Source organism: Rhizobium sp. MHM7A, from assembly GCF_005862215.1.
Classification (GTDB): domain Bacteria; phylum Pseudomonadota; class Alphaproteobacteria; order Rhizobiales; family Rhizobiaceae; genus Rhizobium; species Rhizobium bangladeshense.
The window spans coordinates 690,819-711,495 of the sequence record NZ_VCHT01000001.1 but is presented as its reverse complement, the minus strand read 5'-3'; the positions used below and the strand labels follow the sequence as shown (position 1 = coordinate 711,495).

Genomic DNA, 20,677 nt, shown 5'->3' with positions numbered 1-20,677 from the left:
TCAAGGTTTCAGCCAGCTTCAGTAGTGCGTTGGCAACCGACAACAGCGGCATCGATTGCGCGGTTGCCGACGCTTAAATTGGTTTCTCGACCCGGGCGCTACCTGCGTCGAGGTTTTTTGGATTTGTCCACGGAACCCTGGTCGGGCGTGTTTTTTCGTGGATTCAACACTGCTGCTGCTGCTGCTGCGGCTTCTCGCGTTATGAGCATCCAGTCGTTTGCCCGCACGCATCGCAGAGCAAACAAGACCCATTTCGCCTCATTTGGTAGCTCTGACAATTTGTGCAGCAATCACCCGTAAAGCCTTGAGCCCGGTAAACGGCCCGTTTGTTATCGACCGTCTTATCGCCAACCTCCTGCGTACTCACGCTGCTCAGTTCATGACCGCGATCTGCAAACAGATGCTCTGGCAGGGCAGGGAACTGCACTGGACCACGACTGAAGCCTGATGATGCAGAGGTCTTGAACAGCTGTTCGATATAGCTGGCTTCGCTGCCCTCTTCTGGGACCAGGTCTGTCAGCGACGGCTTTTCCGGCTTCACATGAGCGAGATCGTCCCTGTCGAGATAGGATACGGCCAGCTCCCGGAAGATATAGTCAATGATTGATGTCGCGTTCTTGATGACGTCATTGCCGATGACCAGCCCGCCAGGCTCGAATTTCGTGAAGGTGAAGGCTTCGACGAACTCCTCCAACGGGACGCCATGCTGCAGGCCGAGCGAGATCGCCATGGCGAAATTGTTCATCATTGCCCGGAAGGAGGCCCCTTCCTTATGCATATCGATGAAGATTTCCCCGAGCGCGCCGTCTTCATATTCCCCGGTGCGCAGATAGACGTTATGGCCGCCGACCTTTGCCTTTTGGGTGTATCCCTTTCGCCTATTCGGCAGCTTTCGCCGTGCTGGCAGCCGCTCCACGATCTTTTCGACCACTTTTTCGACGATCTGGACGACACGCCTTTCGCCTGTGACTTCCGGCTCGTCTCCGGCCATATCATCCAGTCCAAGTGATGCTGACAGTGGCTGAGATAGCTTTGACCCGTCCCGGTAGAGAGCGTTAGCCTTGAGACCGAGTTTCCAGGACATCCAGTAGGCGGCCTTCACCTCTTCAATGCTGGCATCTGCGGGCAGGTTAATCGTCTTCGAGATCGCACCGGAAATGAACGACTGGGCAGCGGTCATCATCTTGATGTGGCTTTCTGCCGAGAGATACCGTTTTCCGTTCTTTCCGCACTTGTTCGCGCAATCGAAGATGGGGAGGTGCTCTTCCTTCAGACCGGGAGCCCCTTCAATCGTGCCCGCACCCGTCACATAGAGGTTGGCAGCATCGATCTGATCCTTGTTGAAGCCGAGGAATGCCAAAAGGTCGAAATCGCTGCGCTCCGAAGCTTCGGCAGGAACGTTCATCCGTTCAAAAAAGGCATCGCCGAGCGTATACCGGTTGAAGATGAATCTGATATCGAAGGCATTCTTTGCCGCCTCCTCAAGACGCTTGGCTTCGTCCGGGGTGAACATTTCGCTGTTCGCCTTGGCGAACGGGTCCAGGTAGGGCGCGCCCTTGAGAGAGCCGTGACCGGTCGCGTAGCTGGCAATGCGTCTGATCTCGCCCTTGCCGTATCCCAGGCGCTGCAAAGCTTCCGGAACCGACTGGTTGATGATCTTGAAATAGCCACCACCGGCCAGTTTCTTGAACTTGACGAGCGCGAAGTCCGGTTCGATGCCGGTCGTGTCGCAATCCATGAGAAGACCGATGGTGCCCGTCGGAGCGATGACCGAGACTTGAGCGTTGCGGTAGCCGTGAAGCTGTCCAAGTTCAAGGGCGCGATCCCAGGCGGCTGACACCATGTCAGCAACGCTGCTCTGCCGTAGGTCGGCAGGCTTGAATGGAGTTGGCCGTACGCTCAATTGCTCGTAGTCGCCCAATTCTCCCGCATTATGCGCACCAGAAATACCGTAAGCAGCCCGTCGGTGGTTGCGAATGACGCGCAGCATGTCGGCGGCGTTTTTCCTATAGCCCGGGAATGGGCCGAGCTTCTTCGCGAGCAGGGCAGACGTAGAATAGGCGGTGGCCGTCAAAATGCTGGAAACTGCTGCCGAATAGGCCCTGCCTTCGTCGCTGTCGTAGGCAATGCCGTTTGCCATCAGGAAGCCACCGAGATTCGCAAACCCTAGACCCAGGGTTCGAAACTCATAGGACAGTTGCGCGATCTCCCGGGAGGGGAACTGTGCCATGGCGACGGAGATTTCCAGAACGATAGTCCAAAGACTGCAGGCGGTCATGAAGCTCTCGACATCCAGAAGCCCATCAGCCTGTCGGAACCGCATCAGATTGACCGAGGCAAGATTGCAGGCGGTGTTATCGAGGAACATGTACTCAGAGCAAGGATTGGATGCCCTGATCGTGCCGGACGCGGGACATGTATGCCATTCGTTGATCGTCGTATCGAACTGAAGACCCGGGTCGGCCGACTGCCAGGCGGCCTCTGCGATCTTGTCCCATAAGGTGCGTGCGGGGAGGGTCTTGGAGACTTTTCCATCAGTGCGGCGGATCAGGTTCCAATCCGCATCAGCCTCGACGGCGTGCATGAAGGCATCGGGGACACGCACCGTATTATTTGAATTCTGGCCAGAGACAGTTTCATAGGCTTCCGAATCCCAGTCGATTGTGTAGGTCTGGAACTTGATGTCGTGGACGCCTTGACGGGCCAACTGCAGGACGCGCCCAATATAGCTTTCCGGGATCATGCTGGCGCGTGCCTTTGAAACCGCATTGCGAAGCTCAGGATGCGCCTTGGGCTCGAATGGGTGTTCCAGTTGCTCTGTTGCAACGGCGGCCTTCAGGAGGGTTCTCAGGTGCTTTTCGGCAATCTTCGAGCCAGCGACGATAGCCGCCACCTTTTGCTCTTCAGCGACCTTCCATTCGATGAACTCTTCGACATCTGGATGATCGATGTCGACGATGACCATCTTCGCCGCGCGGCGCGTCGTGCCGCCTGATTTGATTGCGCCAGCCGCACGGTCGCCGATCCGCAGGAATGAAAGAAGCCCCGACGACTTGCCGCCGCTGGACAAGGCCTCGTTCTTTCCCCGCAACGAGGAGAAGTTAGAGCCGGTGCCGGAGCCGTATTTGAACAGTCGCGCTTCCCGGGTCCAAAGGTCCATGATGCCACCCGTCCCGACCAGGTCGTCATTCACTGACTGGATAAAGCAGGCATGGGGCTGTGGGTGTTCATGGGACGATGTCGATTTTGTCAGTTTGCCGGTGAAGGGGTCGACATAAAAGTGCCCCTGGCCGGTTCCGTCGATGCCGTAGGCCCAATGAAGGCCGGTGTTGAACCATTGCGGCGAGTTCGGCGCGACCATCTGGTTGGCGAGCATATAGACGATCTCGTCATAGAAGGCCCTGGCATCTTCCTCTTCAGCGAAATAACCGACCTTCCATCCCCAATAGCACCACGTACCAGCAAGGCGATGAAAAACCTGCCGTGCACTCTTCTCGCTGCCAAACCGGTCTTTTTCCGGCATTCCGGCGAGAGCCTCTTCGTCAGGAATGCGCCGTTGCAGCCAGGATGGAACTCCATCTTCCGCGACCGCTTTTGTGGCTGCCGGAACGCCCTGTCTGCGAAAATATTTCTGGGCGATAATGTCGACCGCGACCTGAGAGAAGTTCTCTGGAACCTCGATATTATCGAGAGAGAAAACCACAGAACCGTCGGGGTTACGAATTTCGCTTTTTGCCTCACGATACAGGATTTCGGAATGGCCTGGATGCGTAAATGCTCGGATAATTTTCATCTTAAAACCTTGCGCTGCTGACTTTTGCGGGCAACGATTTCCTCCCGCTCCGGGGAGTTAGCCAGCTGAATTTGTTGGACAGATTATTGATGATGAGGCGAATAAATCCGCTCTCTTTGTTCTACAGCAATGAACTGGTATTTAAGGTCTGACGAGAATTCAGCTGAAGACTTTAAATTGTTGACATTTTCTCGCGGCGGCTTATTCTGTCACCATCAAATTGGATCAAAATAATTCCAGATCGGATGCGGAGTCTTCGAACCCATGGCAAAGACAGCGAAAATCGAAAAGCCCCGGTCAGACTTCAAGATCGGCGACTTTCCGACGCTCGAACGGGCAGCCAAAGATTACGACGCCAAAATGGGCCGCACACGTTACCATCAGCACTTGTTGAACTGTGTCGCAAACCTGGCCGAAGGTGTCGAAGCCGGTGCCGTCCGCAATGTAATTTTCCAGGACTCGAAGCATACTCTCGGGACCGTAATCCATCATGTCTGGAGCCTGGAAATGCGCCGGGCCGTTCACGCGAACGAGTCAGAATGGAACTACGATACGAAAGAAGCGATGAACTACTTCCCGTTCTCCGGCATCAACGACATTCGCGCCCTTGGCAACAAGCTGCAAAAGCTTAAACAGCCTGGTTCGCACAAGGACGCCCTCCAGGGATTTGTCGATGAACTTCGCCCCCTGATCGACGCTGTCGAGTACCTGAAGACCCGCCTGGTGAAGGGCAGGGCTCCCAACACCAGGCCGCCTGCGCCGGTCAATCCGAACAAAGATGTCAAAACTTGCCCATGCTGCTTCCGTTCGATTGCGGTTCGCGGTGGCAAGATGGTCCATCATGGTTACGACCGCCCGGGTGACGGGCACCAGACGGACAGTTGCTGGGGTATCCGCTATGCTCCTTTGGAAGTGTCCACGGAAGGCCTGGAATGGCTTATCGGCTTTCACGATCAGAAGCTGAAGGAAGATAAGCTTGAGCTGAAGAACCTGCCCAACGCGACCAAGATTTCGATTCTGGTGCAGAATCCCCGGCTGAAGCTTGAGACCTACACGCCTGAGGATAAAGGCTGGAAGAAAGCGTATGATTACAGGAAGGGTGAGTTGGAAGGTGACATTCGCAATCGCCGCTTCAATCTTACGATCTACCGTCGCCACCTGAAGGAATGGATCAAGTGGCATGAGGACCGGGGCAAGACCCTCGACATTCCCGACAGCGTCAAGGACGGAGAAGCAGAATGAAGACCAAACCCGATCTCATCACCCGTATCAAGGCGTCGATCCCGGAGGGTGAGACCCGGACGGTCCGTGAATTGGCCGACAAGCTCCGCCTGTCCATGAAGAAGATCATCGATGAAGTCGACGGCAGCCATGCAGGCCTCGACCTCATCGTGGGCTTCCGCACCTATAACGGCGTCGGCGGTCTCCCGCGCCGTGACTGGCAGATCGAGCATTACCAGGCCTGACCCAAAAGTCAGTTGCGTTGCGCAACGCAAGTCATCTGAAAACTAAAAAGGCTGCGGCACCTGTTTGGTCCCGCAGCCTTTTTAGTTGATGTTGTCGCACCATACTCCTGCTTAGAAGACTGGTTTTGCGCTCAGCGCTTCGACTTCAGCCCAGGTTTCAAACGTTTTCTCCGGCTCTGACGGGCCGAACGTATCCGGAAGTGGCAAGGTGTAAGCGTTGTCGATGGCCTCACGAAGGGTCACGCCCTCAGCGACGAATACCCAGCGGTCATGACCCTCCCCGAATTGATAAAGACCGACCGTCCAGACGGGCTCATCAACCGGTCGATCAAGGACCCCGTCATCATCAGCGGTGATGAGGTAGTAGGCTTCTGCCAGGTCTGGATGGTTTTTGTGGAATGCGAATATGCCGCCGCCTGTATGATGGATAGTGTAGTCGTCTTCGAAGGCGATCTTGTGCGGCCCCTGGGCGAACTTTGTCTCCAGGTCCGTCAGTGCGTTGTTGAGAATGACAGGGAAGTCATCCCAGGACTGATAAACGTCCATGCCTGCTTCGCGCTTGGTCGGATTCGGCAGCAAGTGGACCTTTTCCAGCACCTTGGCGAGCGTGGTCTGATCATGAACAGTGCTGGTACAGGCGCGCTCAGGCCCATATCGCTTTTTGAACGCAGTCCAACCTTCCTCATTCGGATCGCCGACAGCTCCATTGCCTGCACAGTCCAGGACCGTGAACACGGTGCCGTCTGGGGTCTTTTCCGCCCTCGTGAATTCAAGCTTGTTCGGCTCGACCAGCTCCAGTTTGAAGCCCTTCTCATGAGCCATGCGGTGAGCCTCGAATGAGACCATCTCTAAGGTAGGGTCGAAATCAGTATCGCTCATCAGTGTCTCCTAAAAAGTATGTTCCGAGATCACATCCCAGGCTTGAATTTGACAAGATATGGGGCGGCTCACAGCGATTGATTCAAATTTGCAACAGTCTGACCCGAACCCGAAATTCAATCTGATTTGGGGGTGGACGAAGCGGATTGCGGGTCATAGAAGGGCCCCACGCGACGCGAGGTCGCTTACGGGTTCCGGGAGAAGAGGCGGCTTCTTTCAGGAACCCGTTCACGTTTTAGCGGGCCGGTGCCGTCGGCGCATTGTCGAGGTACACCCTCAGCTCAGCCAGGATTTCGTCATGCTTCGCCTTGGCTTCCTGGTCGTGAACCGGCTTGTAACAGCCACTGCCCCAGGACGAAAATGGCATCTGAAAAGGCACGTCTGCCTTCAATCGTTCAGCCGCTGCATAAAGCATCGAGCTGTCCGGGCCGTTGAAGCGTTCACCCGGATCATCGTATTCCGGGTCATATGCCGCAGCGATCTTCGCGTGCGCGTCCAGGAAATCGTGAATCTTCTGTGCCAGTTCCAGTCTTTCAGTCATGTTCAGCCTTTCAAATGGCTTGCCTCCGGCTTCTCGACCGGCCCGTGAGCCTGCCGACTTTCCTCATTCCATGCTTTGAAGGCGAGGCGGTCCATCGTCCGCAATCTTCTCGCATTGGCGTCCATTGCGTGATACTCGATCCGAGGCCCTTTATGAGAACATGTCCCGCATACCACGTAGAGGTGGGTCATGTTTCCTGAAAGCCCCATAGACCAGATGATCCCACAGGCGGGGCAGGGCTCGTAACGATTCCGACCGTCTGTAATGTCGAAAGCTTCTTCTGCCTGCATGATCCCCACCTATTTCGTTCAGATAATCGTCAGGCAGCTGTCTGCATCAACTGGCGCGTTGCCTCGAATACGTCGAGCGCCTCCTTCAGTTCCTCAACTTCAGGAGAAACGGTCTTTTCACTCGAAGATGCACCGTCAATGATGCTCTCGGCCGCCCGCACCAATGCATCAAAGCTCTTTTCGAGCTTGAAAGTGTACCAGGCTGCCGACAGGTAGAGTGGCGCGAACTCATATGCGTCCGGTTTGGCAAGGTCGAATGTCTCGCCCTCATAGAAATGCCACAACGAATTGCCTTTCAGGCGATACCGCCACGCGAATGGCTTTTCATCTTCTTTCCCGACGAAGAGAGCAAAGACGGAAGATGCGCCATAGTCCCCGACCCAGCGGTCGCGCGTCTCAGGATCGTCGGTGATATGAGCGCCCGCTTTCGGATGTTTGTAGAACATCCAGGCAACCGTGCCCGCTGCGACCTGAATTTCGGCTTCCATCATCTTTGACATAAGATTTCCTTGCGGTAATTGATTGTCTGAACACTATCCCGATTCCAGAAAATGTCAACATTACACTAAAGCAGGTATCTCCCTGTATACAGAATTCCTTGTAAAAAAATCCCCTCGACAGCCTTTCGGCCGGAGGGGAGAGGTGGCGACAGGCCAATGACCAAAACCCGTCGCGGGAGGAGACTGGAAACTTCGGCCCTTCTCCGATGGAAAGGAAGACATCGGAGAAGGGCACCGGCGCACTAGGGAGGTTCGCGCCAGTAACTGGAATTACTTCTTCAGCCAGGCCGTCAGCTTGTCGGACAGGAAGAAGTCATTGATCTGGTCGTCGGACATACGGGTGAAGCCCTTGATGTCCGTGATCGTGTGGAAGGCCACATTGCGATGGTTACGGGCGAGCCCATCTGGGAAGCTGAAGTCCACACGCTGATTGGAAGCGCCAATCATGATGATGAAGACTTCGTAGCCTTCATTGTCAGCCTGGGCGACGATGGTGGACGTAGCAGCCTTGTCTTCCGGCTGGATTTCGCCATCCGTGATGAAGAATAGAATGGCGCGACGCGGTGCGCCGGACGACGCTTCAGATGCACCCTTATTGCCACCGAACAGCTTGCCAAAGAAGCCGCCGGACTTCGGCGCTTCACCGCCAGCAATCCAGCCAAAATGCTGAAGTGCCTTGCGAATGACGTGCGAGTAATGGGTTCCGCCGTTGTAGCCGGGCACCTTGTCGATGACGTGGTTCGGGATGTAGTTGATGTAGTTCTTTTCATCCACAGAACCAACCAGATAGGCGCTGCGCTCGCCGCTGGAGAAGGTGAATAGATCGGCTTTTTTATCGGGGTCGAACGTCATTCCCCACGGGATGAGACGGGTCAGAAGGTCGTTCGTCAGGCCGTCGCGATGTTCATCGTCGAAGGAACCGCTCACGTCGAGCAGTGCAGCCATTTCCATTTCCGGCATTTTCACAATGCCGCGCTTTTCCAGTGAAATGCGGAGGTTCTGGGCTGACTTTTGTAGATTGATCTGCATCGGGGTGATGATTTCCTTGTTAGTTCGTTGAGAACAAGGATTTCCTCGATTTAATGCGTCGTCAACCTATTTTGGTTGGAATCTCGAATTATTTTCGAGAACTCCTTGCGTGAGCATCAAGGAGCCACCACGCTTCTCATGACCGGACGAATATCGAAACGCGCAGTGGCCTTTTCGATGATTTCGGTTCTGGCTTCATCGCCGAGCACGTTTCTATACGCCTTCATAGAGGCGTTGAGTGCTTCCAAATTCTCCTCTGAAGGATCGTCATGGGCAGCGCTTATTGACTCTTTGAGGTGAGCCCAGCGATGGATAACTTCGGTATCGACCCACATCAACTCACAGTGACCATCAGACATCAAGCCCGCAGCTGTTCGCTGAAGCATATCCGCCTCATCGTTGTAGACGAGCAGGGGATCAATGATGATCTCTGGGACCGACGGCAGTTCCAGCCTCAGGTCGGCATGTTTGCGGGCGTATACCTCAATTAGGTCGCCGAGATCGTCATGCCGGTCAATCCTTAGCGCAGGACGCTCCCACGCTTCATGAGGATAGACATCGCCCCTGACACCTGAAAACGTGGCAGGCAGCTGCGGCTCCACTTCCACGTCGACCCGGACGATCAGCCGTTCAGGATCATATTCATCCTCGAAGCTCAAGACGAAACGAGGCTCCTCGCAGTGGCGGTAGACCTCGTTACCGACGATGATCGCCGTCTCATAGGCTTCTTTTACGCGTGGCTCGAACCTTGAGGTGGGGCCGCTGATCTGAAGGGTAGGGACCTGATCAACATCGACGATCTGATTTCCCCCAAGCTCTCCGTTCTCCAGTGGAATGTCCTGCCAGGAATTAAATAATGCCACGCAGTCTGGGTAGTCGAGACTGGAGCCACTTGCCCGCATCAGGGAGCGCAGCAGCATCGCAAGTCCACGGGCCTTAGCCGGATTTCCTGTTACCAGGTCATCAGGCGTCACGCGGACTGCCTCTGCCAGGCCATCGTATCCTGTCGGGATAAAAAAACGACCATCGAAGTAACGGACATCCCAGGTCTGTTGATGCCGGTCAGTAAACCTGACAGCGACCGGCGCATCTATCGCTTCGACCTCCTGTATCGAAACCTGCATGCGGGAAAGTACCCACCCAGATTCAAGTCTCCGACGGCTGGAACGCTTGTATGATCGATACTCGATACATGGGAGAATGCATTCCATTCGGTCCTCTGGGGCGGCGATCCATTTCCCCACAGATAAAGGTAACGACAGGTCTTTCAAGACCTCAGAATTTTCGTGTCATCCCGACCGGCCGCATGTCGAAGCGATTTGTGGCATCGACGATGGCGGTTTTACTGTCTTCTGACATTGCAAAAGGGTGGTAGTCACGCAAAGCCTGTGTGAGATCGTCCCCCAAATCAGCTTCGCCTGATCGTCTCAATTGACCGATGTCTCTCTTAAGTTCAGCCCAGGCAAGAGTAGCTTTGTCCGATGCAGTCAACAGGTATTGATAATCCTCTTCGATAATCCAGCTTGCTGATCGGATGAGATCATTGGCCTCATCATCGTATTGGAAGGCACCCATGTCATTCAGGATAACTTCCAGGTCTCCGATAACACTCCGCTCGAAGTTTTTGGCGACACGGGAATCCACGTAGTCCACGAGATCGTCGTGACGATCCAATCGAAAACTGGCCAACTCCATCGGCGGCTCATACTCTTCTTCTTTTTTGAGACCCAGTGCCTTGCCATGTGCGATTTCATCGAAACGAATATCGATCTGGACGTAACTGAAGCGAAACCTGGCCACATATCGCGGTTCCGCGCACGGCCTGTAAGGAATCCCGTCAATGATACGGCAAGACTGGTAGGCATGGACGGCAGCGCGCTGCATGGTATAACGCTCTTCCTCCGTCACTGTGGACCATCTCATCCCTGCTTCGGGTACGTAGGCCGCGTGCCCGCCACCATCACTCCCTTTGAGGGTCGTGAACATGTTCTGGTAGGCCCAATAACCATAGTGCGTCGTCATGTCGACCGCCCCTTCGTCATTCAAGACGGGGCGTAGCATTTGAACGAGAGCCCCGGCGTAATCGGGCCAGTTGGCTCTTTTCAGATGGTCGAGCCCGAGAACCTCTTGCTTTCCCCCCGAATAATCGATCAGCGGAACATAGAATTGATCACCATATCGTCGGACGGGAATGGTTGCGCCGAACTGCTTCACCTCAGCAACAGCCGGTGCGGCCTCGCCACTCAATTCAGGGATATCTACATCGATCAGATAAGTGATGTATCCCTCTTCGTGTTCCGTTCTTCTGCCGCGCTGAAAGTGGCCTTGAACAATGTAGGGAAGCTTGAACAACATGCCTTATGCCCCGACCATAGCTCGGACTGCGACAGGCTGCTCAAATGCGGCCTTGTTCTTCAATTCGTCACATACGAATGAGGGCACGTGACGGTCACGAGCCATGTCCCGAGCCGCATCCAGAAGCTCCAGGTAACAATCCTGACGAATAGATGCCGTGTAATGGAGGCGAAAAGCATCCAAAATCTCATTGTATGCCGGGACCACACGCTCGGCAAAATTGGCCTTCAGCTTATGGGTCTTGGCATCGAAATCGGGCAACTCTGCATTTTCCAGCTTCTGCTTGCAAAACGCCTCCTGCACCAGCGCTCCCGTCTTGGCCCAGGTCCTGTCCAGCAGAACAGCAATTGCGCCCCTGTCAGCAAGTTCGTTGCCGCAAAAAATGATCTGGTCAGCATCGCGATCCGCATCCGCACCGCTCACCTCTACAAGCCCCTTCACAAAGACATCGCCAACTGGCAGACGCGCCTCACCCAGCGTGTTCGCGTCATACCAGACAACGTAGAATTCGGGATCAGCTGGCTCCTGGGTGTCTACCGGGACAGCCCAGCCAGCCGTCTTGAGTTCATGATAGCTACCGACTTCAAGCATAGACTGGTCGCTCTTCGACAGCAGACGGAGGAAATATGACCATGAGCCCTCAAAACCATAGTTCTGAGCAAGAGTCTTATCATTGACACCAGCCATTCTGAAAACCGCACCATCCGTTTCAGCCGCTGGTCGAGCCAAATTCGCCAATTGCATGCTCTCGCCATACATGAACGACTTTTCCGATGGAAAGACGGTGTATGAGTATCCGTCCGCTGCAACAGTTACGCGTTCCGGAAACATCTCTTCATGGAAAGTGATCTCGATGTCCGGGCCGACATTCGAATGAATTTGTGACATGGAACTAAGCCCTCATTGCTATGAGGAAAGCATAGTTCGCGTTGACGCAAGGGACGTGGCCAACGTCATCATTCGACGGGATCACCCGCTTCTTTTCGCCTCAAACGAAAAACGCCCGTCGGGATACTCTTCCGGGCGAATGTTTTTTGGATGGACCGGCAGCTACCTGATCATGCGGCACGCCGCAGTGTCGATTGAGTTTCGGCTTTTCCAAGAGAAAACCGATCCGTCAAGCCTGCGAGATCGTGAGCCTCCGCAGCGAGGTTGTGACTTGCCGCCGTCGTTTGTTCAGCCATCGCGGCATTCTGCTGTGTTGAATGGTCGATGCCGTTGATTGCCTGGCTGATCTCGCGGATGCCTGACGTCTGTTCCTTAGCGCTTTCGAAGATGACACCGATATTCTTATCGATATCAACGATCTTACGCGCCATGGAAGAGAGCACTTCACCCGTCTGCCGGACCCGTGAAACACCGACATCGACTTCCTTTGCCGACAGGCTGATCAAGGCTTCGATCTCTTTGGCGGAGGAAGCGGTCTTTTGCGCCAGGCTTCTGACTTCCTGAGCGACAACCGCAAAGCCACGGCCTGCATCACCCGCACGAGCTGCCTCGATCCCTGCGTTCAGGGCCAGGAGGTTCGTCTGGAAAGCGATTTCGTCGATCACGGAGATGATGTCGGCCACTTTCTTAGAGGTCGCCGCAATCGCGTCCATGGCATCGACAGCACTGGATACGACGCTAGCAGAGGCATCAGCCTCCTTCTTGGTGTCATTTGCCAGTACAGCCGCGTTTTCAGCCATGCGAGACGTTTCTGCGACGGTGGTGCCGATCTCTTCGAGGGCTGCAGCCGCCCCTTCAACGCTCGCGGATTGCTGCTCGGTGCGACGGGAAAGATCAGCGGCGGCGGTGGCGATTTCGCCGGATGCCTGGTCGATAGAGAGCGAACTGACGCGGATAGACGACATCGCATCGCGCAGGCGCAAGATGGACGAATTGAAGTCGGAGCGAACGGCTTCCATGGTCGGGACAAACGCCTGATCCAAGGAGACCGAGAGGTCGCCCTCTGCGAGGCGGCGAAGACCTTCGGAGATCGTCGCGATTGCCTCCATCCTGACTGTGACATCGGTGGCCACCTTCACGATTTTAGATACCTTGCCTTCAAGATTGACGACAGGGTTGTAAGTGGCTTGTATCCAGACCGGTTTCCCGCCTTTGCCCACACGGAAGAACTCGTCCGAGCGACTGTTGCCTTATTCCGGGCTGGCGACGTATTCCGGCTTACAAAACATGTTATGATGCTTGCCGACGATCTCAGAAGCTTCATAGCCCATCGTCGCGCAAAAATTCGCATTCGCGCGGATGACCGTTCCGTCAGGCAGGAACTCGATAACGGCCTGCGACTGAGAGATGGCGGTCAAAGTCGCACGCTCTTCGTAGGAAGCAGCAGTCCTCTGCGTGACGTCGGTAGCGATTACGACGATCTTGTGGGGTTTACCATCTTGCCCAACCGGGCAGTAGGTGGCGTCCATCCAGACTTCGCGACCGGCTTTGGTGACGCGTTTGAAACGCTTGCGTTGTGCATGCCCCTCGCGGAGCTTCTGCCAAAACTGCCGGTAGTCCGGCGATTGCTTCTCCTCTGAGCTTACGAAAATCGCGTGATCCTCACCTTTGATTTCGTTAAACCCGTAGCCGACGAATCGGAGAAACAAAGGATTGGCGTCGATGACTTTTCCATTCAGGTCGAACTCAATTATCGGATGTGTCGCGCCAATGGCGTTCAAAATCGAGCGCGCCTCGGGCTGAAAGAAGGAAAAACGCATACCTGTCTCCAAAACACAAATGTTGACATTTGTTAGATCGTGAGGATTTAACAAGATATTAATGGAGACGATTTCTTTTCGGATTTTGCGGAATTTTCCGCGATCTATTCTCCGGTGGCAGAGACAATCCGAGCTTGATAAAAGGAAATCTGTCCGTAATCGAATAAGGTGACGGCGCTTTTTTCGCCGAACCCGAAATTGCTAGAGCAATTTCTGCTGCGTATTCCTTATCTGCGATATCCGGGCCGAAGACGGGAACGTACCGCGCTGGAAATCTCACGCCTATATGCGGGTCCGAAACTTCGTATTCATTCGTGTCAGGATGATAGAATATAGAGACGTCCTCTATGCGACCCATTTCCAGTCTGGCCGGGGCAGGGCGCAGTACCGGATCGTGGAGGTTGAGCTTTTCTAGTGCTGCCCGGCAAATGAAATTTCCGACAAGCCCACTGTACAGCGGGTGTTCTGCTCGCAGCATGGGAATGTATTTAGTTGCGATGTTGGAAATTTCGCAAGGTTTCACACGAAGGTCGGCTACGAGAAGCAGTAAGTTATGCGCATCACTCGTATCAACCAGGTGACTGGCAAGATGCCGATACCAGGCGGCCTTGAAATTGATGACGTCTATCGAGTCGGATATATCGTGATGACGCATGGTGCTCTCGCTTCTGACGAAAGCATACCGAAGCCTCCGAGGTGATGACAATCGCCGATCTTAGGCCTTTGGGCCATACTTTGGAGCGTCGACAGGGTTCCACATGTCATAACCCGCATTCGCGATCACATCCACCATTTCATCGGTCGCTACCACGATGTTGTCAGCATAATCCGTAGATGCGTGTTCTTCTCCGACAAGATCGACCAATTCGCTCATCAGCTCGTCGGCTTTCTTTTGGAGAGTCTTGGCTCTGGCCAGCAACGACCTGCGCTGCTTTGCGCTAATCGACTTCCGTGGAGTTGCGTACACTGGATGACCTGTAAAACCTTACAAGGAATTCGAGCGCTAAGCTATGCGATTTGAGAAAAATGTCAACATTGCGAGTTGCGCACCGCGTTGAGTTCTGGCAGTGTCTTCCAACTGACGGACTTCATGACCGCCATGGATGAATTTGAATAACCCCTAAAAGCGGTGGGCTTTACTCAGTTTGGCATACGAAGAGAGAATCTGATAAACCAGTTCCTCGCTCATCGTAGACCTTTTCAAACAGATCGGGACACATGGCAGACCTTTTTGATACCGAGCCGAAGGCTCCAGCAACCAAGTCGCGAAAGAAATCAGAAGCAAATCCGATTGCCGTCACCGAAGAAAAGTTGAAGGCCTCGACAGCGGCCTCCGACAACTACGGTGCGGACTCGATCCGCGTCTTGGAAGGCCTTGAGCCGGTCCGGATGCGACCAGGCATGTATATAGGCGGAACCGACGAAAAGGCACTCCATCATCTGTTCGCAGAAGTCATTGACAACTCGATGGACGAAGCCGTCGCGGGACACGCCAATTGGATCGAAGTCAGCCTTAGCGAAGACGGAAAGCTCACTGTTGAGGACAATGGGCGCGGTATTCCGGTCGATCTTCACCCCCAAGTGCCAGGGAAATCCACACTTGAAGTCATCATGACCAAGCTGCATGCGGGTGGTAAGTTCAACAGCGGAGCCTATGAGACATCGGGCGGTCTCCATGGTGTCGGTATCTCTGTCGTGAACGCCCTGTCGGACTCCCTTGAGGTCGAAGTGGCCCGTAACCGGCAGCTTTATCGCCAGACCTTCTCCAGAGGCTTGCCGCAGACAGACCTTATTCACGTAGGCCCTATCAATAACCGGCGCGGCACCCGGGTTACGTTCCACCCTGACGAAATCATTTTCGGGCGAGGGGCGAAATTTGATCCCGGCCGCCTGTTTCGAATGGCGCGCTCTAAAGCCTATCTCTTCGGCGGAGTGGAAATCAGGTGGAGTTGCGACCCATCTAGACTCGATCCGAGTGCGTCCATCCCTGAAGAAGCCGTACTGCATTTTCCTGGAGGACTTCAGGACTACCTGGAAGAGGCCCTCGGCAAAGAGCACCGCGTCGTCAAGACGACATTCGCCGGTAAGTCCGGTGCCGCTGGCAAGCATGGCAGCGTTGAGTTCGCAGTCTCCTGGTATGGAGGTGACGGTTACGTCAACTCCTACTGCAACACGATTCCGACGCCGGAGGGAGGCACGCACGAGGCTGGGCTGCGTAATGCTCTGACGAAGGGGTTGAGAGCGTTTGGGGAAAGAACCAACGTCAAGCGCGCAAACCAGATCACAGCTGATGACGTGATGGTTTCTGCTGCCGGGATGTTAGCCGTTTATATAAGAGAGCCTGAATTCGTCGGTCAGACGAAAGATAAACTGGCTACGACGGAAGCTCAGCGCATCGTGGAGAAGGCTATCGGCGACGCGTTCGAGCACTATCTGCACGACAACCCTGCCCAAGCGAGTGCGCTTCTCGGATGGGTCATTGAGCGGCTTGACGAACGCCTGAACCGTCGCAAGGAGAAGGAGGTCAACCGCAAAACAGCAGTCAAAAAACTGCGCTTGCCGGGGAAGCTTGCTGATTGTTCCCAATCTGGCGCGGCAGGAGCCGAACTCTTCATCGTCGAAGGCGATTCAGCCGGAGGATCAGCTAAACAGGCGCGCAATCGTGTCAATCAGGCGATCCTGCCATTGCGTGGTAAAATTCTGAACGTGGGCAGCGCAAGTCGGGACAAGCTCCAGGCGAACCAGCAGATTGCCGACCTTATCCAGGCGCTTGGGTGCGGGACAAGATCGAAATACCACGATGACGATCTCCGCTACGAGCGGATCATCATCATGACAGACGCTGACGTGGACGGAGCCCATATCGCGTCGCTACTGATCACCTTCTTCTACCAGGAGATGCCAAAACTCATACAGGGCGGTCACCTGTACCTGGCTGTGCCTCCCCTCTATCGCCTAACCGCAGGCGGCAAGACCCTGTACGCGCGCGACGATGCCCATCGAGAGCAGTTGATGAAGAAAGAGTTCAAGGGCAAGAAGGTCGAGATCGGCCGCTTCAAAGGCCTTGGCGAGATGATGGCCGAGCAGTTGAAGGAGACCACTATGGACCCGAAGAAACGAACCCTTCTCAAGGTCATGATAGACAACGAGGATGCAGAGGGCACGCGGGAAACGGTCGAGAACCTGATGGGGACCAAGGCGGAAAGCAGGTTCCGCTTTATCCAGGAGAGGGCTGCCTTTGCAGAAAACATCGATATCTAGGCGGTCGCCCCCGACCAGGCCGCAGGTCCGGGCAAAACCTGTCGTTCCGGTGGTTCCTAGGGTGCTTAACAAGAAGTTGGACAAGCCGACGCCCAACAGCGTCCTGATAGGCCGACCATCGAAATGGGGAAATCCCTTCGTTATTGGTGCGGACGGCACGAGAGACGAGGTGATCGAAAAGTATCGGCAATGGCTTCTCAAATCGACGCTGATGGACGATCTCCATGAACTGCGGGGTAGGGACCTTATCTGCTGGTGCGCGCCACTGCGCTGCCACGGCGACATTCTTCTCGATCTCGCCAACGGCGGCACGCGATACCTGGCGGCTGAAGTGGTCGATTGAGATGCCCGCGCACTGGCACCAAATGAGCCTCTAGGCCGTTTCTGCTACAAACCGCCTCTTCGTCTCTTGCCTTGCGATACCGTAAAGTCGCCGCAGTGAACGCACGAGAGGCCTGAGAATGACCGCAACGCAGCATACCGATACATTCGCCACCTTGACTGAAATCGCCGAGCTTCTCGAAGGAGCTTGGGAAGCCAAATCCTCCGAGAACTACGTTATTCGCGCGTTCATGGTGGCAACCGGAACGCTCTTGAGACATCAAGGGACGTTGGGAAACCCTCTCGGCCAAGCGCGACAAGACCTGAAACCACTCTTCAGAGACGAGGTTCTCGACAACTTCGGGAAGCTCGACCCGCTCGGCGCAGTCGTGGAAATCAATGCCCTGATCAACGGCACATGGAACGAACTTAGTGAGGATAACTATCTTGTTCAGGCGTTCATGCGATCCACGGAACTGATGCTCGAAAAGGGGGCACTGATGACGGATGGGACCGTTGCACGGCGCTACGAGGACATGAAAGCGAACTTCTCCCAGGCTATGTCGATCTGAAAAAGGAATTCGGCGGAAATCATGTGTCTCCGCCCATTTTCCGTTGTCAGACGCTAAAAATGGACAGATAGTTTTTTCATCTCCATGTGAGGAATTCCTATGTCCGAGACTGTACGCGTGTGTTTCCGCATTCCGGATAATTACACTGATCTCCTAAATCTCATTCAAAGCTACCAGGGCCAAGTCATTGGCGCGTCCGTCGGCGCTGCAGAGTATGACGATTTCTTCGCTTGGCATGTCGATGACTTCGTGGATGTTGCGTTCGCAGCTCCTACTAGGCAGGACGCTGACGCCATGCTTTCCCTGTTCTTCCAGGAGTGCGAAAAGATTTCCTTGCCTAGCGCTGCGGCCACAACCTCGGTCTACGAGAACATCGAGGATAAGGAAGTCACCGGGATTCTCTATCACAATCAGACAGGAGCCTTTGACGACATCAAGGCCAGAACGACAAAGGCCCGTAATTGCACCAATGTTCCTGTTCGTCAGGCTTTCCATGAAAGCGGAATGCACAAGGAAGTGGTAGCGCAGATATGGGAAAACATGTCTGTTGTGGTGAATTCGCCAGATTATGCGGTTGGAACGTAAAAATGCAGGAAATCCCGCTTGACCATTCAAGCGAATTCCTGCATAAAAATACTCGTGCGGCCATGGACGTGGTTCCTTCTCTTTTTTCGGATAAAAAAACTACCGCCCCGCTTTCCGCACATACCAAATGGCACCTTGACGGTGCCATTTCTATTTCAAGCCAGGAGCATCCCCATGCCGAAGCCGCACAAATCGCTCAAAATGAATGATGACATTCTCCTCGTTCAGAACGGTTACGTCGCGGTTCCGGACCTGAAGCCGAGTAACATTGGCAAGCCGACAGAGATGCGGCTGCAGAGCTTGGGAACCATTTTTTCCAACATGGCATCTTACGGGTTTATCCCGTCGCTCAATGCGACGCAGGAGATCATGCTCCTGAGCGACGCGGGTATCTATGAATTCTGGAAAAACCTTGAACCAGCACTCAAACATGTGACCGGTGCCGACCGCAACATGGACGACTTCGTTGTCTACAAGAATTTCCCGAAAGAAGTTCTTGAGATGTCTCAGGCCGAATACTGGACCAATCAAATCCTTATGTACTGGGGCTTGCCAAACGAATTGTTCACGGAGTCGCCAAAGGCACGCGAAGAACTCAAGGAACGGCTCAAGCTGAAAGTGCTCAACCTCGCGACCGAGGACACGGCATTCAAGGTTTTCGAAAAGCTGTGCAAGGTTCGCGTAAAGTGGACGGACAACCAGGAAGCCCAAATCAGCTATCTGCTGAATACATATTCTCAGCTGACGTTGGACATGGATGAGTTCGCCTTCAAGGAGAATGGCGTCAATGTTATCGCCCAGAGCCTCGAACTGATCCTGGCCGGTCGCAGAAAAGTTGCCGTGTCGAACGCTACCGACGTTCTCAGGCTTTCTGCGGCGCTTTCGGATGGCGACATTTCGCTGCGGACGCCAACGAAGCTTCGCAACTTGTCGCGGCCGGAGCGCCGGTTACTTGTCGGCCTAATTGAAGGCAGCAAGAACCTTGCCGATGATTTCGCCACGCGACCGGAACAATGGAAGCGGCTTTTGTCGCGTTTGCACCCTTCTGAGTTCAAAGCGACGCGCACGGTCGACGCTTATGACAAACTCTATCGAAGAGAAGCCAAGACGCTGGCCGCTCGCGTAGAGCCTGCGCTGGCACAGAAAGATGCAGCCGCGCTCGGTCTGCTGAAACAGCAGCCAGGTCGGTTCATGCGCCAGCTCCACCAGGCTTATGACCTCTTTGGCGAGGCCGCATTTGATGCGTTCCAGGAGGTCACCGACAAGCTGGCTGTTGAGCAGCTTGTGAAGCTGGATTCGTATCTGAAGACCATCAACACGCGCAGCAACCTTCTGATCACGCCAAAGGGGATTTGGAGCAAAGCTCAGGTCGTGGAGAACGGTAAGCGAAAGATCGACCGAAAGCACCTGGCACGCCTGCGGACCCACATCTCTTCCGCAATCTATCAGCGCCTCGACGCCCTCTATCCGGACGGTTTCGACCTTGATATCGGCCTCGAAAATGTAAAACTTCAGGGATCGTCGCAGAAGTTGGCCGCATATGGGCGCGGGACGACCTTCGACATCCCGGAAAATGCGAAGTTCCTTCGAACGGCCAGCTTCTGGTCCAAGAAAGCCGTTGGCAACGTGTGGTTTGACGTGGGCTGGAACATGTTCGACCACAATTGGAAGAGCGTCGGAACCATCTGCTGGGATTCTACGGAACCGTTTCGTAAAAAGGGCGCGGTATTCAGCGGAGACCCAACGAATTCCAAAGACTTGAAGGGCCGCGCAACCCAGATGATCGATCTGTACCCAGAGCGCCTTCTGGCTGACGGAGTGCGTTACGCCGTGTGGAACGTCCTCTGCTTCAGCCGCATCCCGTTCTCCAAAGCGGAAGAAGTCCTCGCCACTTTGCAGTGGGGCGAAGAGCCGCAGAAGGGCAAACTTTATGAGCCGGGTCGCGCACAAATGGTGTTCCCGTTGACTGGCAACGAGATGAGCAAGTTCGTGGCGTACATCGATCTTGTTGAACGGAAACTCGTCTACATGGACGTGAGCCTGCGCGCGAATGTGCAGTCGGCGAAGCATAGCGCGAGCGCCCTCTCAAAATTCATGCCCTCGTTTATCGAGCACCTGGAAAGCCTTCCATCAGTTGCCGACGTTTTCGTCCACGGCAAAAGCGGCAGCATTCCAGTTCTGGTCAACGACGAGGGTCGGAGCATCGATGGGACCGCGTTTGTGCACGAGCGCCGCAACGCGGAAAACAATTTCGAGCCAATAAACCTCGAAACCATCCTCAATGCCAAGGGCGATATCGTCTCTGCGGACTACGATCTCGACACAGCCAGACGACCTGGCATTTAAGTTATCACCAAACAAAAGGGCTCCGAACAGA

21 protein-coding genes are annotated in these 20,677 nt (G+C 54.7%); 8 read left to right on the top strand and 13 right to left on the bottom strand.

What is annotated here, in order from left to right; genetic code table 11:
* Positions 1-199 precede the first annotated feature (199 nt).
* Positions 200-3,793 (bottom strand): vitamin B12-dependent ribonucleotide reductase, encoded by a 3,594-nt coding sequence (locus FFR93_RS04195; protein WP_138392115.1) that lies wholly within the window; start codon positions 3,791-3,793, stop codon positions 200-202.
* Between the two features lie 264 nt (positions 3,794-4,057).
* Here FFR93_RS04195 and FFR93_RS04190 point away from each other — a divergent pair, with 264 nt between their 5' ends.
* Positions 4,058-5,035: a hypothetical protein gene (locus FFR93_RS04190; protein ID WP_138392114.1), complete on the top strand. Its 978-nt coding sequence runs from the start codon at positions 4,058-4,060 to the stop codon at positions 5,033-5,035.
* Positions 5,032-5,259 (top strand): hypothetical protein, encoded by a 228-nt coding sequence (locus FFR93_RS04185; protein WP_138392113.1) that lies wholly within the window; start codon positions 5,032-5,034, stop codon positions 5,257-5,259. The genes FFR93_RS04190 and FFR93_RS04185 overlap by 4 nt, the downstream gene beginning before the upstream one ends.
* Positions 5,260-5,370: 111 nt before the next feature.
* Here FFR93_RS04185 and FFR93_RS04180 read toward each other — a convergent pair whose 3' ends face one another.
* The 12 genes from FFR93_RS04180 to FFR93_RS04135 form a co-directional block, all read right to left on the bottom strand.
* A complete protein-coding gene (locus tag FFR93_RS04180; RefSeq protein ID WP_138392112.1) occupies positions 5,371-6,138 on the bottom strand; it encodes a hypothetical protein in 768 nt (255 codons plus the stop codon).
* 235 nt (positions 6,139-6,373) lie between these two features.
* A complete protein-coding gene (locus tag FFR93_RS04175) occupies positions 6,374-6,679 on the bottom strand; it encodes a hypothetical protein (RefSeq protein WP_138392111.1) in 306 nt (101 codons plus the stop codon).
* Positions 6,680-6,681: 2 nt separating this feature from the next.
* Positions 6,682-6,969, bottom strand: a complete 288-nt coding sequence (locus FFR93_RS40690) for a hypothetical protein (RefSeq protein ID WP_171049071.1) — start codon at positions 6,967-6,969, stop codon at positions 6,682-6,684.
* 29 nt (positions 6,970-6,998) lie between these two features.
* Positions 6,999-7,469 carry a hypothetical protein gene (locus FFR93_RS04170; protein ID WP_138392110.1) on the bottom strand — a complete coding sequence of 157 codons (471 nt, stop codon included), beginning with the start codon at positions 7,467-7,469 and terminating at the stop codon, positions 6,999-7,001.
* Between the two features lie 270 nt (positions 7,470-7,739).
* Positions 7,740-8,498 (bottom strand): VWA domain-containing protein, encoded by a 759-nt coding sequence (locus FFR93_RS04165; protein ID WP_138392109.1) that lies wholly within the window; start codon positions 8,496-8,498, stop codon positions 7,740-7,742.
* Between the two features lie 116 nt (positions 8,499-8,614).
* Positions 8,615-9,622, bottom strand: coding sequence for a hypothetical protein (locus FFR93_RS04160; RefSeq protein WP_138392108.1), 1,008 nt, complete (start codon positions 9,620-9,622; stop codon positions 8,615-8,617).
* 151 nt (positions 9,623-9,773) lie between these two features.
* Complete coding sequence (locus FFR93_RS04155) at positions 9,774-10,853, bottom strand: hypothetical protein (RefSeq protein ID WP_138392107.1); 1,080 nt, start codon at positions 10,851-10,853, stop codon at positions 9,774-9,776.
* A 3-nt stretch (positions 10,854-10,856) separates the two neighbouring features.
* Entirely contained in the window at positions 10,857-11,741 is an 885-nt protein-coding gene (locus FFR93_RS04150; RefSeq protein WP_138392106.1) for a hypothetical protein, read from the bottom strand.
* Positions 11,742-11,911: 170 nt separating this feature from the next.
* Positions 11,912-12,880, bottom strand: coding sequence for a methyl-accepting chemotaxis protein (locus FFR93_RS41325; RefSeq protein WP_246661277.1), 969 nt, complete (start codon positions 12,878-12,880; stop codon positions 11,912-11,914).
* 111 nt (positions 12,881-12,991) lie between these two features.
* Positions 12,992-13,561 (bottom strand): PAS domain S-box protein, encoded by a 570-nt coding sequence (locus FFR93_RS41320; protein WP_246661276.1) that lies wholly within the window; start codon positions 13,559-13,561, stop codon positions 12,992-12,994.
* Between the two features lie 58 nt (positions 13,562-13,619).
* Entirely contained in the window at positions 13,620-14,216 is a 597-nt protein-coding gene (locus FFR93_RS04140) for a hypothetical protein (RefSeq protein ID WP_138392105.1), read from the bottom strand.
* Positions 14,217-14,276: 60 nt separating this feature from the next.
* Positions 14,277-14,480, bottom strand: coding sequence for a hypothetical protein (locus FFR93_RS04135; protein ID WP_138392104.1), 204 nt, complete (start codon positions 14,478-14,480; stop codon positions 14,277-14,279).
* A 299-nt stretch (positions 14,481-14,779) separates the two neighbouring features.
* Between FFR93_RS04135 and parE the strand changes: the two genes are divergently transcribed.
* The 6 genes from parE to FFR93_RS04105 all read left to right on the top strand — a co-directional run bounded on the left by parE (position 14,780) and on the right by FFR93_RS04105 (position 20,646).
* Positions 14,780-16,822, top strand: a complete 2,043-nt coding sequence (gene parE / locus FFR93_RS04130; protein WP_138392103.1) for a DNA topoisomerase IV subunit B — start codon at positions 14,780-14,782, stop codon at positions 16,820-16,822.
* A gap of 61 nt (positions 16,823-16,883) precedes the next feature.
* Positions 16,884-17,165 (top strand): DUF4326 domain-containing protein, encoded by a 282-nt coding sequence (locus FFR93_RS04125; RefSeq protein WP_205910725.1) that lies wholly within the window; start codon positions 16,884-16,886, stop codon positions 17,163-17,165.
* Positions 17,166-17,283: 118 nt separating this feature from the next.
* On the top strand, positions 17,284-17,715 hold the full coding sequence (locus FFR93_RS04120) for a hypothetical protein (RefSeq protein WP_138392102.1): 432 nt from the start codon (positions 17,284-17,286) through the stop codon (positions 17,713-17,715).
* 99 nt (positions 17,716-17,814) lie between these two features.
* Complete coding sequence (locus FFR93_RS04115) at positions 17,815-18,300, top strand: hypothetical protein (protein ID WP_138392101.1); 486 nt, start codon at positions 17,815-17,817, stop codon at positions 18,298-18,300.
* 2 nt (positions 18,301-18,302) lie between these two features.
* Positions 18,303-18,509: a hypothetical protein gene (locus FFR93_RS04110; protein WP_138392100.1), complete on the top strand. Its 207-nt coding sequence runs from the start codon at positions 18,303-18,305 to the stop codon at positions 18,507-18,509.
* Positions 18,475-20,646 carry a hypothetical protein gene (locus tag FFR93_RS04105; RefSeq protein WP_138392099.1) on the top strand — a complete coding sequence of 724 codons (2,172 nt, stop codon included), beginning with the start codon at positions 18,475-18,477 and terminating at the stop codon, positions 20,644-20,646. Before FFR93_RS04110 ends, FFR93_RS04105 begins: the two co-directional genes overlap by 35 nt.
* Positions 20,647-20,677 lie beyond the last annotated feature (31 nt).

What these genes read in the sequence shown, in the direction of transcription:
- FFR93_RS04195 (WP_138392115.1), bottom strand. Translation starts at nt 3,793, where the DNA reads ATGAAAATTATCCGAGCATTTACGCATCCAGGCCATTCCGAAATCCTG.
- FFR93_RS04190 (WP_138392114.1), top strand. Translation starts at nt 4,058, where the DNA reads ATGGCAAAGACAGCGAAAATCGAAAAGCCCCGGTCAGACTTCAAGATC.
- FFR93_RS04185 (WP_138392113.1), top strand. Translation starts at nt 5,032, where the DNA reads ATGAAGACCAAACCCGATCTCATCACCCGTATCAAGGCGTCGATCCCG.
- FFR93_RS04180 (WP_138392112.1), bottom strand. Translation starts at nt 6,138, where the DNA reads ATGAGCGATACTGATTTCGACCCTACCTTAGAGATGGTCTCATTCGAG.
- FFR93_RS04175 (WP_138392111.1), bottom strand. Translation starts at nt 6,679, where the DNA reads ATGACTGAAAGACTGGAACTGGCACAGAAGATTCACGATTTCCTGGAC.
- FFR93_RS40690 (WP_171049071.1), bottom strand. Translation starts at nt 6,969, where the DNA reads ATGCAGGCAGAAGAAGCTTTCGACATTACAGACGGTCGGAATCGTTAC.
- FFR93_RS04170 (WP_138392110.1), bottom strand. Translation starts at nt 7,469, where the DNA reads ATGTCAAAGATGATGGAAGCCGAAATTCAGGTCGCAGCGGGCACGGTT.
- FFR93_RS04165 (WP_138392109.1), bottom strand. Translation starts at nt 8,498, where the DNA reads ATGCAGATCAATCTACAAAAGTCAGCCCAGAACCTCCGCATTTCACTG.
- FFR93_RS04160 (WP_138392108.1), bottom strand. Translation starts at nt 9,622, where the DNA reads ATGCAGGTTTCGATACAGGAGGTCGAAGCGATAGATGCGCCGGTCGCT.
- FFR93_RS04155 (WP_138392107.1), bottom strand. Translation starts at nt 10,853, where the DNA reads ATGTTGTTCAAGCTTCCCTACATTGTTCAAGGCCACTTTCAGCGCGGC.
- FFR93_RS04150 (WP_138392106.1), bottom strand. Translation starts at nt 11,741, where the DNA reads ATGTCACAAATTCATTCGAATGTCGGCCCGGACATCGAGATCACTTTC.
- FFR93_RS41320 (WP_246661276.1), bottom strand. Translation starts at nt 13,561, where the DNA reads ATGCGTTTTTCCTTCTTTCAGCCCGAGGCGCGCTCGATTTTGAACGCC.
- FFR93_RS04140 (WP_138392105.1), bottom strand. Translation starts at nt 14,216, where the DNA reads ATGCGTCATCACGATATATCCGACTCGATAGACGTCATCAATTTCAAG.
- parE (WP_138392103.1), top strand. Translation starts at nt 14,780, where the DNA reads ATGGCAGACCTTTTTGATACCGAGCCGAAGGCTCCAGCAACCAAGTCG.
- FFR93_RS04120 (WP_138392102.1), top strand. Translation starts at nt 17,284, where the DNA reads ATGACCGCAACGCAGCATACCGATACATTCGCCACCTTGACTGAAATC.
- FFR93_RS04115 (WP_138392101.1), top strand. Translation starts at nt 17,815, where the DNA reads ATGTCCGAGACTGTACGCGTGTGTTTCCGCATTCCGGATAATTACACT.
- FFR93_RS04110 (WP_138392100.1), top strand. Translation starts at nt 18,303, where the DNA reads ATGCAGGAAATCCCGCTTGACCATTCAAGCGAATTCCTGCATAAAAAT.
- FFR93_RS04105 (WP_138392099.1), top strand. Translation starts at nt 18,475, where the DNA reads ATGCCGAAGCCGCACAAATCGCTCAAAATGAATGATGACATTCTCCTC.